General features: G+C 60.0%; 10 protein-coding genes. 6 read left to right on the forward strand and 4 right to left on the reverse strand.

Going from position 1 to position 13755, the window contains the following annotated elements:
* The first annotated feature begins 89 nt into the window (after positions 1-89).
* Positions 90-728, forward strand: a complete 639-nt coding sequence (locus A7Q26_RS01255; protein ID WP_084438934.1) for a PAS domain-containing protein — start codon at positions 90-92, stop codon at positions 726-728.
* 114 nt (positions 729-842) lie between these two features.
* Entirely contained in the window at positions 843-2768 is a 1926-nt protein-coding gene (locus tag A7Q26_RS01260) for a hybrid sensor histidine kinase/response regulator (protein ID WP_066855447.1), read from the forward strand.
* Between the two features lie 303 nt (positions 2769-3071).
* Here A7Q26_RS01260 and A7Q26_RS01265 read toward each other — a convergent pair whose 3' ends face one another.
* Positions 3072-3962 (reverse strand): MucR family transcriptional regulator, encoded by an 891-nt coding sequence (locus A7Q26_RS01265; RefSeq protein WP_066855450.1) that lies wholly within the window; start codon positions 3960-3962, stop codon positions 3072-3074.
* A 404-nt stretch (positions 3963-4366) separates the two neighbouring features.
* On the opposite strand from A7Q26_RS01265, the gene A7Q26_RS01275 reads away from it, so the two are divergent.
* The 4 genes from A7Q26_RS01275 (at position 4367) to A7Q26_RS01290 (ending at position 11095) form a co-directional block, all read left to right on the forward strand.
* Positions 4367-4975: an RNA polymerase sigma factor gene (locus tag A7Q26_RS01275; protein ID WP_232313632.1), complete on the forward strand. Its 609-nt coding sequence runs from the start codon at positions 4367-4369 to the stop codon at positions 4973-4975.
* The gene (locus A7Q26_RS01280; RefSeq protein ID WP_066855458.1) at positions 4972-5979 is read left to right on the forward strand and encodes a FecR family protein; all 1008 of its coding nucleotides are present in this window, start codon (positions 4972-4974) and stop codon (positions 5977-5979) included. The genes A7Q26_RS01275 and A7Q26_RS01280 overlap by 4 nt, the downstream gene beginning before the upstream one ends.
* Before the next feature lie 99 nt (positions 5980-6078).
* Positions 6079-9024: a TonB-dependent receptor gene (locus tag A7Q26_RS01285; protein WP_198162802.1), complete on the forward strand. Its 2946-nt coding sequence runs from the start codon at positions 6079-6081 to the stop codon at positions 9022-9024.
* Between the two features lies 1 nt (position 9025).
* Positions 9026-11095: an Atxe2 family lasso peptide isopeptidase gene (locus tag A7Q26_RS01290; protein WP_066855464.1), complete on the forward strand. Its 2070-nt coding sequence runs from the start codon at positions 9026-9028 to the stop codon at positions 11093-11095.
* Here A7Q26_RS01290 and A7Q26_RS25785 read toward each other — a convergent pair.
* From A7Q26_RS25785 to A7Q26_RS24985, 3 genes are read right to left on the reverse strand one after another with little or no spacing between them, the layout of a single operon-like run.
* Positions 11025-12797 carry an asparagine synthase-related protein gene (locus A7Q26_RS25785; protein ID WP_066855467.1) on the reverse strand — a complete coding sequence of 591 codons (1773 nt, stop codon included), beginning with the start codon at positions 12795-12797 and terminating at the stop codon, positions 11025-11027. The two genes, A7Q26_RS01290 and A7Q26_RS25785, sit on opposite strands and share 71 nt — an antisense overlap.
* Positions 12794-13444 carry a lasso peptide biosynthesis B2 protein gene (locus A7Q26_RS25790; protein WP_066855470.1) on the reverse strand — a complete coding sequence of 217 codons (651 nt, stop codon included), beginning with the start codon at positions 13442-13444 and terminating at the stop codon, positions 12794-12796. The genes A7Q26_RS25785 and A7Q26_RS25790 overlap by 4 nt, the downstream gene beginning before the upstream one ends.
* A 45-nt stretch (positions 13445-13489) precedes the next feature.
* Positions 13490-13621, reverse strand: coding sequence for a benenodin family lasso peptide (locus A7Q26_RS24985; protein ID WP_143075179.1), 132 nt, complete (start codon positions 13619-13621; stop codon positions 13490-13492).
* Between the last annotated feature and the right edge of the window lie 134 nt (positions 13622-13755).

Raw genomic sequence — 13755 nt, forward strand, 5'->3', positions numbered from 1 at the left:
TAGCTCCTATTCGGATCGGAATGCTCTTGCCTATCGAGACTATTGACGGATGCGGCTACCATCACGTGGCGTTTTCGTGAGCGCACCGGATGACGACGCCCTCTGATCAGATGACGAACCCGGCGCAATCCGTTTTGCAGGGGCAACGACTGCGCGACGAGTTGATACAGTCGAGCCGACACTCGCCCCTTGCTACTATCGTAACGGATGCAAGAGCCGGAAATGTCATCATCGCTGTCAACGAAGCTTTCGAACGGCTGAGCGGCTATGCTGAGTCGGATGTCATCGGCCAAAACTGCCGTTTGCTCTCCGGGGCTGCAACCTGCCCAAAATCGCGGGCGCTCTTGCGACAGGCTATCAATGCGGGCCGACCGGCATTCGTTACCTTGGTCAACTACCGAAAAGATGGTCAGGCTTTCCATAATGCCGTCATGATTGCGCCTGTCTATGACAAGGCTGGGCTTCTCACTTATTTCATAGGGACCCAATTGAAGGTGGATGGCGAAGTTCAAGATGCCGGAACCGCCAAGGCAAGGTTAGCTGTCTTAACCCCCCAGCAGTTGAAGGTTCTCGAGCATATGGCGCGCGGCATGCGCCACGCCGAGATCGCAAAGAACCTTGGCCTTTCCATCAAAACCATCAAGATGCATCGCGGCGCATTGGTGCATCGCTTGGGTGTGCAGACTTCGACCGAGGCGATCAGGATCGCTGTAGAAGCGGGCCTTTAACCTGAAGCAAGGCGGTTCGGAATGGCCTTGCCAACCTGTCAGGATTCGATATGGACTTAAGTCCGGGGTGCAAGCCGGGGGGCTTGTTGAGGATGTCGCGTGACGAATTCTGATATGCCCGACGAAGCCGAAGCAAAATTCAAGCTGCTCGTCGACGCGGTTATGGACTACGCGCTTTACATGCTGGATCCGGAAGGCCGGATCACGACATGGAATAGCGGCGCGCAGAGAGCCAAGGGCTATACTGCTGACGAAATCGTAGGGCGGCATTTTTCCTGCTTCTTCACCCAGGAGGATCGCGATTCCGGTCTACCGGAAACTGCCTTGCGCGTCGCAGCGCAGGAGGGCCGTTTCGAAGCGGAGGGCTGGCGGATCAGGAAGGATGGCAGCCGTTTTTTCGCCAATTCCGTTATCGATCCCATCAGGAACGATGCCGGAGAACTGATCGGCTTTGCAAAGATCAGCCGCGACATCACCGAACGCCGTGAAAGAGAACTCGCTCTCTTTCAGGCGGAACAGCGTTTTCGGCTCCTCGTCCAAGGGGTCAAGGATTGCGCGATCTACATGCTGGATACCGACGGTATCATCACCAATTGGAACACCGGGGCCGCAGCGATCAAGGGCTATGGTTCCGACGAGGTCGTGGGCAAACATTTCTCCATTTTCTACACGCAGGATGACCGGGACGCGGGCGCACCCGAACGAGCGTTGGCGACGGCCCTCGCGGAGGGAAAATATGAGACAGAGGCCTGGCGCGTTCGCAAGGACGGCACGCTGTTTTGGGCAAATGTGCTGGTCGATCCGATTTATGACGAAGAGGGAAAGCATGTCGGCTTCGCTAAGATCACCCGTGACGCGACCGACAAACGCCAGGCACAGGAGGAGCTGGAAGAAACCCGCAGCGCGCTGCTTCAGGCGCAAAAGCTGCAGGCCATTGGCGAACTGACTGGCGGGGTGGCCCATGACTTCAACAATCTGCTGACAGTCATAGGCGGGGCGGCCGAAATGCTCCGAAAAGTCGATCTGCCCGAGGAGAAGCGGGCGCGCTATATCGACAACATAGCAGCAACCGTTGAGCGGGCTTCCACCCTTACCGGTCACCTTCTCGCATTCAGTCGGCGCCGCGCCATCCGTCCCGAGGTTATCGACCTGAATATCCATCTCGATGCCTGGGCTGAAATTCTATCCCGGTCCCTCGGGAGCGGCATCACCCTGTCGGTCAAGACATCGGCGAAGAACGCGCGCGTGGAAGTGGACCCGACTGAACTGGAAACGGCCGTCCTGAACGCTGCCGTAAATGCCCGCGATGCGATGCCGGGAGGTGGAGACCTCCTCATAGAGACCCGGGACGCCGTCTACGAAAGGCAAGTCGCGGTGGCCATCGACATTACCGATAGCGGCACTGGTATGTCGGAGGAAACACTCGCCCGCGTCTTCGAACCGTTCTTCACGACTAAACCGATCGGCGAGGGAACAGGACTGGGATTATCCCAGATCCATGGCTTTGCGGCCCAAGCAGGCGGCATCGCCCGGATAAGTTCACGCGTCGGATTGGGCACCACGCTCACCATCATCCTTCCCAAGGTCGACAAGACGCCGGCGGCGATCCAGCAGAAAGGCGAACTTGCCTCAATACCACCGGGGATCAAAGTCCTTCTGGTCGAAGATAATATTCAAGTTCTCCAATTCGCGGAGCAATTGTTAGACGATCTGGGGTGCCAGACGGTGTGCGCAAGTAACGCGACTGAAGCACTTGCGCTTCTCCAGGAGCAATCGTTCGATCTCGTCTTCACAGATATCGTTATGCCGGGACTGAGCGGTATCGATCTTGCACGACAACTGTACATTCGGGCGCCTGGGCTGCCGGTCCTCCTTGCGACAGGGCATAGTGATCAGCTTGTTGGGGAAGGAGAGGCGCATCTTTCTGTATTGTCAAAACCCTATGGCGCCGAGACACTGAGCGCAGCGATCGGTCAGCTTATCGCTGCATCCGTTATTTCGTCAGGATCGAATATTGGAGCCAGCACCTGCGACCCGTGAGGTGGGGGTTTCGCTCCCCGTGGGGGGAGTTTTACGGATTGTAAATTGGCGCGCCGAACGGCCGAGGCGCAGTGCGTCATTTTTTTTACGTTCAGGCAACCGTCCGGTTTTGACGTGAGCCGACCTTAAATCGTTACTGCAAACGACCTATGTTGGTCGCCTGCGGCCGAAATAGCTGCTGGCCCGCACCTGGGGACTAAAAATCGGCACCTGAACGGTGACAAAGGATCGAGATCCCCGGATGTCGTTGAATCATCTGCAGATTCGCGAAGCGCGGCGCCCACGGCGCCGCGCTCTACTCGTTCACGCCTTCCCTGCTACGGCTTGCTTCGATTCGCCACCGTCCGTGACAGGTGCAGTGCCTGCTTTCACGGTCGGTGCCGACGAATTCGGCTTTGCCGCTGGTCTTGCCGCCTTCGGTGAGCCTGGAGCTTTCCCGGTATTCTTTGGCTTGATCGTTTCAGCCTCGACACCAAGGGAAACTACCTGATCTTTCCTGCCAGCTTTGGGCGCGGGGGCAGGCTTGTCGTCCGTTGGCGTAGCAATCGACAAACGCTTTCGCGCTGTTTGCTTGTCCGCAGATGGTTCCTTTTTTCCGGGCTTGGCCGAGGCAGTCTTTGGAGCAGCAATCTTCGTCGTTTTTGATACCGTCTTGGCCTTGTCCGCCTTACCCTTTTTTATGCCGACATCGGCTGCTTCGGCGGCGACGACTGTGGTGCGCGGAGCTGGATTGATCTTCGAAGCCGCAGCCTTCGGCAGTGCGTCCTCCTTGCCGTTCTTTGCAATCTTCGTGGGCTTTCTACCCAAACCCAGCTTTTCGGCGACGGCTCGCCGGGCATCGGAATAGGCTGGGGCGACCATGGGATAGGACTTGGGCAGATTAAATCGATCGCGATACTGATCCGGCGTCAAACCATGCTGTGCCAGATGTCGCTTCAATGTCTTGTAGGGCTTTCCGTCGATCAGGCTCAGAATGAAATCGCGCGACGCAGTGCTTCTGCGGATCGATACGGAGGGTACGTAACCTTGCGCTTCCGGCTCGACCTGGATCGCGACCGGGTTTGTGGCCAATGCCGCACGTGTCGACTTGATCAGGTCAGCCAGACCGTCGGCAGGAACCGTATTGTTGGAGACGAAGGCGCTCAGTAGCTGGACGGTGAGCGTCGTAAATTCATTGGGTGTTTCATCGGCCATTTATGCGAACCCATGGTGTGGAGGGAGGGGATTGATTACTGCGCGTCCAAGAATAAATTGTAAATGCCAGGAAAACGGTAGATCGGCTTGATGCAGAATGTTGCGCATCCAAAACCGAGGAACACCAGTTTGAGTACAGTCGGTCTGCTGATACGCCCCATCTGAGCATGTAAAACTTCCCATCGCTTCGTCTTGAAATCGTCCTGTAGACCATGCATCATCCTGTTGCCGGATGGAGAATGCTGACAGCCTTCCGGTAGGATTTCCCTGTCAGGCATCAATACGTCCGTCGTGCGTGTCGGACGGTCAGAACAGATGCGGCAGCATCGTTCGAGACACACCTAGCCGATTCACCCCCGAGTTTTCGGGGCCGTGATGCTGTCAGCCGCATGGCCAGGTGTTTCGTGTCCCGTCCCATTCGTGCTTCCGTCCTGGATGAAGGCTTTGGCGAAAAAGTCCCCCAAGGGGTCGACGAGCGCTCCATGGGCGTCGTCCTGCTGGCCGACGAAGAGATCGACACACCTCTGTTGGCCCAGACCTACCGCACGCAGGCGCCGGGCCTGCTCCGTTACTTCAAGCGTCAGACACGAGACAGCGATGACGCTTCCGATTTGATGCAGGAGGCTTTCGTGAGGCTTACCGCCCATATGCGAAAGACCCCCCTCTCCCATCCGGCATCCTACCTGCAGAAAATTGCGCGCAATCTTCTCGTTGATCGCATCCGCCTCTCCAAGCGCGCGGAAGCCGCCTTCGGGAAACAGACAGCAGAAGATGTCGAAATCGCAGTGGAGCCGGACCAGGGGCTTGCGATCGAAGGAGTCGACAGCCTGCGTCTCTACCGACAGGCCGTGGCCGCCCTTCCCCAAAGGACGCGGCAGGTCTTTATCATGCAGCGTGCCAAAGGCATGACCTACAAGCAGATATCCGAGGAACTTGGCATTTCTATCCCGACTGTCCAATATCATTTCGGTCGCGCGCTTGCGCGGATCGCGCAGGCGCTGGATGGTGAATGATGATGGATAGGCCTTCAGATTTCTTGCGCGACGAGGCGGCAGCATGGTTCGCCGCCATGCGCGGTCCGGCTGCAGCGGACCGGAAGATGGAGTTTGACGCCTGGATGGCCGCTAGCCCATCGCATCGGGCAGCCTATGCCCGGATCAGCGAAATATATAATCTCGGAAAGGGCCTGGAATTCGATCACGAACCTGCCATCGCGGCCAATCGGCGCCAGCGACGGCAGCTGTCCGTTCTGGCTGCCGCCCTGTGTCTCGGCATCATATCTGTCGCCGCTTTTGTCTGGAAACCTCTCCACCCTGGGCCGTCAACCGACGCCGCGCGCTCGATGGCAGTGGCAGCAAAGGCGTCGAACACGATGCAGACCTCCATTGGCGAGATCCGCAGGATCAAACTGGCCGATGGGTCCATCCTCACGCTCGACACCGGCAGTATCGTTCGAGCCGACTTCACGGATTCAGCCAGGACTCTCCATCTCGAGCGCGGGCAGGCCCGCTTCGAAGTCGCGCACGAGGCCCGGCCCTTCACGGTCATGGCAGGCGCCCTGTCGGTCACAGCCCATGGCACAGTCTTCGATGTCAGCGCTATTTCCGATGGTCGCTTCGCTGTCCATCTGCTGCGCGGTTCCGTCGAGGTCACCCAGAGGGACCGCGCTGAAGGTCAAAGAATATTGACGACCAAAATGCTTTCCCCCGGGCAAGCGGCAGAAACCGGATCCACCGGGCTCAGCCTTCTGAAGCAATTTCCCACAAATCCCGCAGGGAACGACTGGCCCTCACTGCTGCGCCAGTTCGACAGGATCGAAGTGGGCGAACTGATCCAGGAAGCAAACCGCTATTCGCGCGTGAAAATCCGGGCGCCTGCGCCCGAAGTTGCGGCAATGCGGGCGTCGGGCACGTTCAGGATCAACGATCCCCAGCGTCTGGCCAGCAATCTTGCAGTTCTTCTCGATCTGCGCGCCCGGAACGAGCCAGACGGCACAATCAGTATCACGGCCCAATAAAATTTTTCGCCCGCCGGCAGCCCTCTCATAAATCGGTAAATTCGAGCGTGGTCCCCGTCATGCGCCGCAATCGGCGCGCGACAGAAAAAGGGGGACATAGTGCGACAGATATTCCATGGATTGGCTTCCTCGGTGTTCAGCATCGCAGCGCTCACAACCGCCAGCTATGCCCCGATCGCAATCTCGCAGAGTGATCAAAGGATTGAGCTCCATATCGCAGAGCAGGATCTGGCCGCCTCGCTCCAGGCGCTGGGCGCCGCGACGGGGCGTGAGATCCTGTTCCGGCCCGAAGCCGTAGCAGGCAGAACCGCGCCGGCGGTCGAGGGCCATTTTACACCCACGCAGGCGCTCACCATTCTCCTCAGGTCGAGCGATCTGCGCTTTCGCGAGAATGGCAGGAGCCTTGTGATCCTGGGGCGATCGGGCGCGTCGGCGGCGCTGAGTGACGGCGCTGACGCGGCAAACACGCTCTTCGTCACCGGCTCCCGCATAAGAGGAGCAGATGCGCCAGGATCGAGCGTCATCCGTCTCGATCGAAAGGCGATCGGCGAAAGCGGCTATGCGTCTGCCCAGCAGATCCTCCAGTCGATCCCTCAAGCCTATGGCGGCGGCGCCAACGAAGCGACGAGCGGCGCCACCGGCGCGAGCGGCGCAAATCTCAACGCGTCCTATGGATCCTCGATCAATCTGCGCGGTCTTGGCCCCTCCTCCACGCTGGTGCTCCTCAACGGCAATCGTCCAGCCCTGGGCGGTTCCGGCGGCGTCTTTGCAGACATATCGATGCTGCCCATCAGCGCGATTGAGCGGATCGAGGTCCTTCCCGATGGCGCATCCGCGATCTACGGATCCGATGCGGTCGCCGGCGTCGTCAACCTCATCACCCGCCGAAAATTCGAGGGGCTCGAAACCGGCCTTCGCTATGGCACGGCTGAAGGAGATTTTTCGGAGATCCAGGCCAGCCAGGTCGCCGGCACCAAATGGAGTTCGGGTCGCGCCGTGCTTGCGATCGAATATTATCGTCGCGGTAGCCTTGCAGCAGATGATCGTGACTTCGCAACACAGGACCTGCGCCGCTGGGGCGGTAGCGACTATCGCGTCCAGTTCGCCAACCCCGGAAACATCGTGGCCGGCGGGCAGACCTATGCGATTCCCTCAGGCCAGGACGGAAGTTCGCTTGTTGCATCGGACCTGGTCGCAGGGTCGCTCAACCGACAGGACGGATGGGAGCAGGCCGACCTTCTTCCGCGCCAGACGCGCTATTCCGCCTATGGTCGGGTCGAACAGGATGTGACCGACGGCATCACGCTGGACATCGAGGGTCTGTACGCCCGGCGGTCCTTCTCCAAACGCGTGAACCCCGCAGGCTATCAATCCTCCATCACCGTCACACCCGACAATCCCTATTATGTCGATCCTATCGGAACAGGCCGCGCGATCAGCGTCCGCTATGATTTCACCGACGAGCTTGGCCCGCGTACCGATCAGGGCAAGGTCGAGGCCCTGGGGTTCAACGGCGGCGGCACGATCGCTCTTGGCGGCTGGGCAATCGATATCCGTGGCACCTATGGGAAGCAGATCGAGAATTTCGGGACGATCAATCTTCCCAATACCGCCCGACTGGCCGTCGCCGCGGCGAGCAGCGATCCCTCGATTGCCGTCAATCTCCTCGGTGACGGCAAGGTCAACAATGCCTCGGTGCTCGACTATATTCGCGGATCGACACACTCGCGTTTCGCGTCGACGATATGGTCGGGCGCGGTGCGTGGTGACGGTCCGCTGGTCAACCTCCCCGGTGGCGAGGCGCGCCTGGCCTTGGGCGCCGAGCATCGCGATGAACGCTTCAGATCGCGGACCGTTTCGGACCAGAGCCGGCTCGAGCCATATGTTTCCACCGGCACGCAGGGCGCGCGCAATATCGAAGCCGTTTATGGCGAAATCTTTGTGCCGGTCATCGGCGCAGCGAACGCCCGGCCCGCATTCCAATCGCTGAGCCTGTCCGCAGCAGTCAGGCACGAGCGGTATAACGACTTCGGCTCCACGACGAACCCGAAGTTCGGACTATCCTGGAAACCAGTGTCCGGACTGGAGCTTAAAGGCAGCTTCGGCACATCTTTCCGCGCGCCGGGGTTCGTCGAACTGCGGCAGACACCGGATTCGGACGTCTATTTCATCTACCCCGTCAGCGATCCGCAGTCACCCACTGGCACCAGCAACGTGATGTATTATCGCGGCAACAAGACCGGCATCAAGCCGGAAAAGGCGCGCACATTAACCCTGGGCTTAGTGCTGGAGCCAGCACTGCTTCCCGGCCTGCGCCTTTCGTCGAGCTATTTTGATATCCGCTACAAGGATCAGATCGTCGATCTGACCTCCGCCCTGCTGCAGATGCTGAACAATCGGGAAACCTACGCGGCGCTGATCAACGACAGTCCCTCGCTGGAGATGCTGCAGGCCGCCATCAACTCGCCCAATTTCATCGACTATTTTGGCCTGCAAGCCGCCGATGTAGATGTTTTCATCGATGCCCGAACGCAAAATCTCGCGGTTGTCCGGCAGAAAGGCCTGGACTTCGATGCCCAATATCAATTTCCAGCGGGGAATGGCGAAGCCCGGCTTGGCATCGACGGCACCTATCTCTTTCGCTTCACGCGTGCTGCGAGCGCATCGGCGCCAGCCATCGACATATTGAACAGCATCAACAATCCGGTCGATCTGCGTCTGCGCGCGCATGCGGGATGGACATCTGGACCCCTCTCTGCGGTCACCAGCCTTAACTATGTGCGCGGCTATACAAACAGCATCGTCAGTCCGGCCGAGCATGTGGATGCGTGGACCACCATCGACGCGCAGCTCAGCTACCGCTTCGAGAACAAGACAGGCATGCTGCAGGGCCTTGCTGTTGCGCTCAGTGCGACGAATCTGTTCGACACGGATCCGCCCTACGCGGCCTTCTCTTTCAACGGGATCACGGCGGTTGGCTATGATCCGCAAAACGCCAATCCGCTGGGCCGGGTTGTTTCGCTTCAGCTGACCAAGGCGTGGTGAGATGCGCCTTCCAAACTGCCTCGTCGCTGTCCTGTTTGCGGCAGTCGGCGCCCTGCCGTCCGCTGCCGCCGCGCTCTGTTCCTCGCCGCCGACACGCGCGGAGCAGAGCGCCACGAATGGCTCCGATGTCAGCCCCGAGGATCTGCTCGGCCTCTGGGACTTTGGCGATGGTGGATCCAGCCCTCTGAATGCCTCCCATATCGCGCTGTCCCCCAGCAAGAAGCAACTGGCGGTGCAGATGCGCCGTGCTGACGCAGCAACCAATCGCTACTGCATGGCACTTGTGATCATCGACCGAAGCGGGAAGCGCGCGCCTATCATAGCCGATCAGGGCGGAGACTTCATCAAGGCGAGATTTTCCAACCGCCGTCTGGCGGGATTTCCAGTCGGCCTGCCCATGCCGCTGACGCCGCGCTGGTCGCCGGACGGACATCATATCGCCTATGTGCGGCGCGATCAGGGGCAGACCCGGCTTTGGATCGCCCATGCGGATGGCAGCGGGGCAGAAGCGGCAACGTCCGGGGACCTGCCGATTTCCGATCTGAGATGGTCGGCAGATGGGCGGCATGTGCTTCTGGCGGCCGACACGAATCGCCTGGAAGCTGACCGTCGCATCGAGGAAGAAGGGCTTTCCGGCTTTCGCTATGATTATCGAATATGGCAGACGGCCCGCGCCCTTCCCTTTCCGCCCGGCGCGTACCCACCCGTCTATTATCAGGTCGATCGCGAGACGAAACAGCTGACGAGCCTTCGGGCAGACGCCGCCAGCAAGGCTTTCGGATCGCGCGGCGAAGGCGTTCCGGCAAACGCCAGGCTTGGCACGTTCCGCGATGATGGAAATGCCGCAGCGTGGGTCGAGCGTGAGCAGCCGGATCAGCTGCGCTCACCCTCAAGGCTTCACGCGGCCGTCGATGGCGTTCCCATCGCATGTCAGAGCGAAGCGTGTGCAGGCGAATTGCTCGGCATCTGGTGGACCGATCGGCACGAAATCCTGTTCCTGCGAACGGAAGGTCCAGCGGACCGGAGCCAGCTCGCACTTTACAAATGGCACCCACGGCGTGGACGACCCGCCCTCCTCCTTCGGACGGAGGATCTCATTCTCGGCTGCCAGGCAGGCAAGGGCGAACTGTTTTGCGGCTATGAGCGCAGCCTCGAGCCGCGCCGTGTCGTCGCCATTTCGGCGCGGGACGGCGCCGTCTCCAGCATCTATGAGCCTAACCCCGATTTCGCGCGGCATCGCTTCGGCGCGGTGCAACGCCTCTATTGGAAATTCCAGGGTGGTGAAGCCTTTGGCGACCTTGTCCTGCCGCCCGACTATCGGAACGACAGGAAGCTTCCTCTTGTGGTCGTCCAATATACGAGCCGCGGTTTTCTGCGGGGCGGAACCGGCGATGAATATCCCATATTGCCGTTGGCCGCGGCAGGCTTTGCCGTGCTGAGTTTTCAGAGGCCGACGGATTATGCCAATCGCTTCCCAGCCGCGACTATTGCCGAGTTCAGCCGAAACAATGTCGCTGGCTGGGCGGATCGGCGTCACGTTCTGAACGCTCTTGAAGCCGGTGTCTCCCAACTGATTGACCGCGGACTGGTAGACGCGGCGCGCATTGGCATCACTGGCCTCAGCGACGGGGCGTCGACGGTCCAGTTCGCACTGGTCAATTCCAGTATGTTCCGCGCTGCAGCCGTCAGCTCCTGCTGCGAAGACCCGAGCAATTACGACAGTGCCGGCGAGGAATATTATCGAGACCTCGTCAGTTGGGGCTACCCGCCCCGAGGCACAGACGGCCGCAAATTCTGGCAACCCTATTCGTTTCTGCAAAATGCCGACAAGATCACAGCGCCCATTCTCATGCAGCTTTCAGACGACGAGTTTCGTCTTGCTCTCCCCGCCTATCATGCCCTCGAGGCTGCGGGAAAAACCGTGGACATGTATATTTTTCCCGACGAGCATCATATCAAATGGCAGCCGGCGCATCGCCTCGCGATCTACCGGCGATCGATTACCTGGTTCCGCCGGTGGCTGCCCCCTCAAGGAGACCTCGCGTCACCTTCCGCCGGCGGACGGCCCTGACCCACATTTCCGTATCCCACAGCACCATCAGCCGGTTGATGCCGCCGCTTCCGCTTTCCTGGAAGCGGCGAAACTCCTCATCGACGGCGTCTACATCGATGATTTTTTCCGTGGCAAGCCAGCCATCGTGCAGATGCGCCTTCATTTCTCCGCTGCGCTGCTTGAAGATATCGCGAATCACAGCATCAAAGCCACCCTTCGACCGGCGACCCGAGATCATCGGGGGCAATCTGTCGGCGAGCAGTCGGCGAACCGGGGCACGGTTGCGCCCGCCCTCAAACCATTGCCAGGTCGGTATCCGAAGCGCCGCTTCGACCACCGGCCTCGACACGAGCGGGAACCGAAGGGCGTCTTGGCGAGGCGCGCTGTAGGCGTCCAGGTGATTATGGATGCCGATCATTTCCTTGAGATGATCGCATTTGCCTCTCTGTGCGCAGCCCAGATCGATCCCCCGGTGATAGGCCCGGCGCGACAGCGACCGCCGCGCCTCGCGGGACAGCAAGGAGCCATCCCTTTTCCAGGAAAGCCGATGCGGCAGGATCATCCTTCGCAATGCCCGCCAGATTATCTCCGCGCTGGTGGTCTCATGGGCGAGCGCAAGATCATGGACAACCGCCGGACTGTTCAACATCGTTTTCCAACTACCCAGACAATCGATCAACGGTGCGCTGGAGGGAAGATAGCAAAAGGTGCCGTCGCCGCCGCCCCCGCTCATGATCATGTCGCAGCCAAGCTCGTTCATCGCCCTATCCGCCGCCTGATCGAACAGCTGGGTAAAAAGCCGGGCGCTCGGCCACGCGAGATGCGCGGCAGCCGATTCATGGAGGCGGATGTGACTGGGTGACAGGAGCAATCCGCGCCATTGCCGGCCCAGATGGGCGCAAACTGCCCTCGCAAAATCGCTCTCATCTTCTCGCGCGTCAGGCCCGACATAGGTGACTGCCGTAAAGTCGATTGCCATGTCCGCCAGGAGCATGGCGAGGAGGGAAGAATCCAATCCGCCGGACAATTCCAGCATTACGCGACCGGCGCCGTTCGTTTGGGCGCGCACGGCGACCCTCAGCACCCTCTCAAGCCGCTCCGCAATCTCTTCATGCGAAAGCGCGCGGTCCACCTTCAGGCCCGCGAGCGGTTGCCAGACATAGCGAACCTCCTCATTTTGATCGCTGGCGGTGCATCCTGGGGTCAACTCGCGGACGGATTGCAACGCCGTGCGGTCCTGCCGAAGATCCCGATAGGCAAGCGCCTGGATAATTCCGTCCCGGCAAATCTCGAAATCCTGCCCTGTCGCGAGGCGCAAAAGATCGACGCTCGACGCGGCGAAGAACGCGCTGCCGACGCGGCACATGTAGCAGGCCTGCCCCGCCGATGGATCCCTGTAGAAGCGCACGCTCTGCGCATCGACCGCGACGGCGACAAACCGCCCCCAATGACGCGACGCCACCGTTTCCAGGCGATCAGCGCAATGCGCCGCCGTGTCAAGGCTCTCCTGGCTCAGGCGGCCGCCGTCTGGGTCAAAGGCTTCGCCGATTATGACAAGGCGCTGGTCCGACGAAATCTCAACGCGTCCCCTCAGGAAAAGCCTGTAGTTCACGTCGATCGACGTTTCGGAAAAGTCGTCGATCAGGGACAGATCGGCAAGGGCCCGCTGAGCGATGCCGATAGACGGTCCCCCTGCTGGACAGAGGATGAAATCGCTCATGCCCGGCACCGCATGATCGGCGTAAATCGACGCACATGGTCGATTTCGTCGTTCAGGAGCCACCCTTCGCGCTCGAGCCAGCAATGCGCGGAAAAGGGATCGAGACTGACGCCAAAGACCAGTTCCGTCATGGAATCTCCAACAAAATGATAAAGCGCAACGCTGTCGAGGAGGCAGACGCGGGATAGCGGAATGGATGGCCGGCAAGCGGTAAAGCGCCCGACATGGTCCATCACGACCTTTTGCTCCCGGACCGGCATCTGTCCTGCTCGTCTCCGCATCGGCTTAAGGGTTCTCGCAAGCGATCCCAATGCTATGCGCAGGCGCGTCGTGGCAAGAAACCAGGCGATCTGCAGATACTCGGCACGATTGGCGGACGACACGCAAATCTCGGCGCGGCCCTTCAGGGGTTTCGCCGCGCACGCCTCCAGACGTCGATTTCCGGCCTGTTCGCGGGACACATATCCCTTTGCCAGCAGGTCATCGAATGTTTCGTCTGAATGCCTGCTTTCAGCGCCCGCTTCCCATTGGATCAGCGCCTCACCCGATGCACCTTGGATCAGGAAATAGCGGGTCGTCCTCATATCGAGTGCGACGACGCGCCCGTCGACCAGGCAATGGTGAAAATGAGGCGTTGCGTAGAGCATCGTTTCGTAGATCGGCGCGGCCAGAGCCGCGCCGATCCCTTCGGATTATTCGTCGGCCATGCCGTTCAGGCGGTAGCCGACGCCGTCCGACGGTTCGCCCGCGATCGCGCCTTTGGTCTCAAAGGCGGCGTTGCCCAGATCGACGAAGTCGTCGGAGCGGTCTTCGATACGTTCCATGTTCATCTCCATCATGCATGCCGCAGTCATTTGCGGCATCCATGATGATAAGTAGCTCGTCCCTTATACCCGATCTTATAAGGTCTCATTTCACCGGCTTATAAGCGCCATATTGGAGATAACCCCGCACTGGC

Origin of the sequence: Sphingobium sp. TCM1, from assembly GCF_001650725.1 — a bacterium.
Classification (GTDB): Bacteria; Pseudomonadota; Alphaproteobacteria; order Sphingomonadales; family Sphingomonadaceae; genus Sphingobium.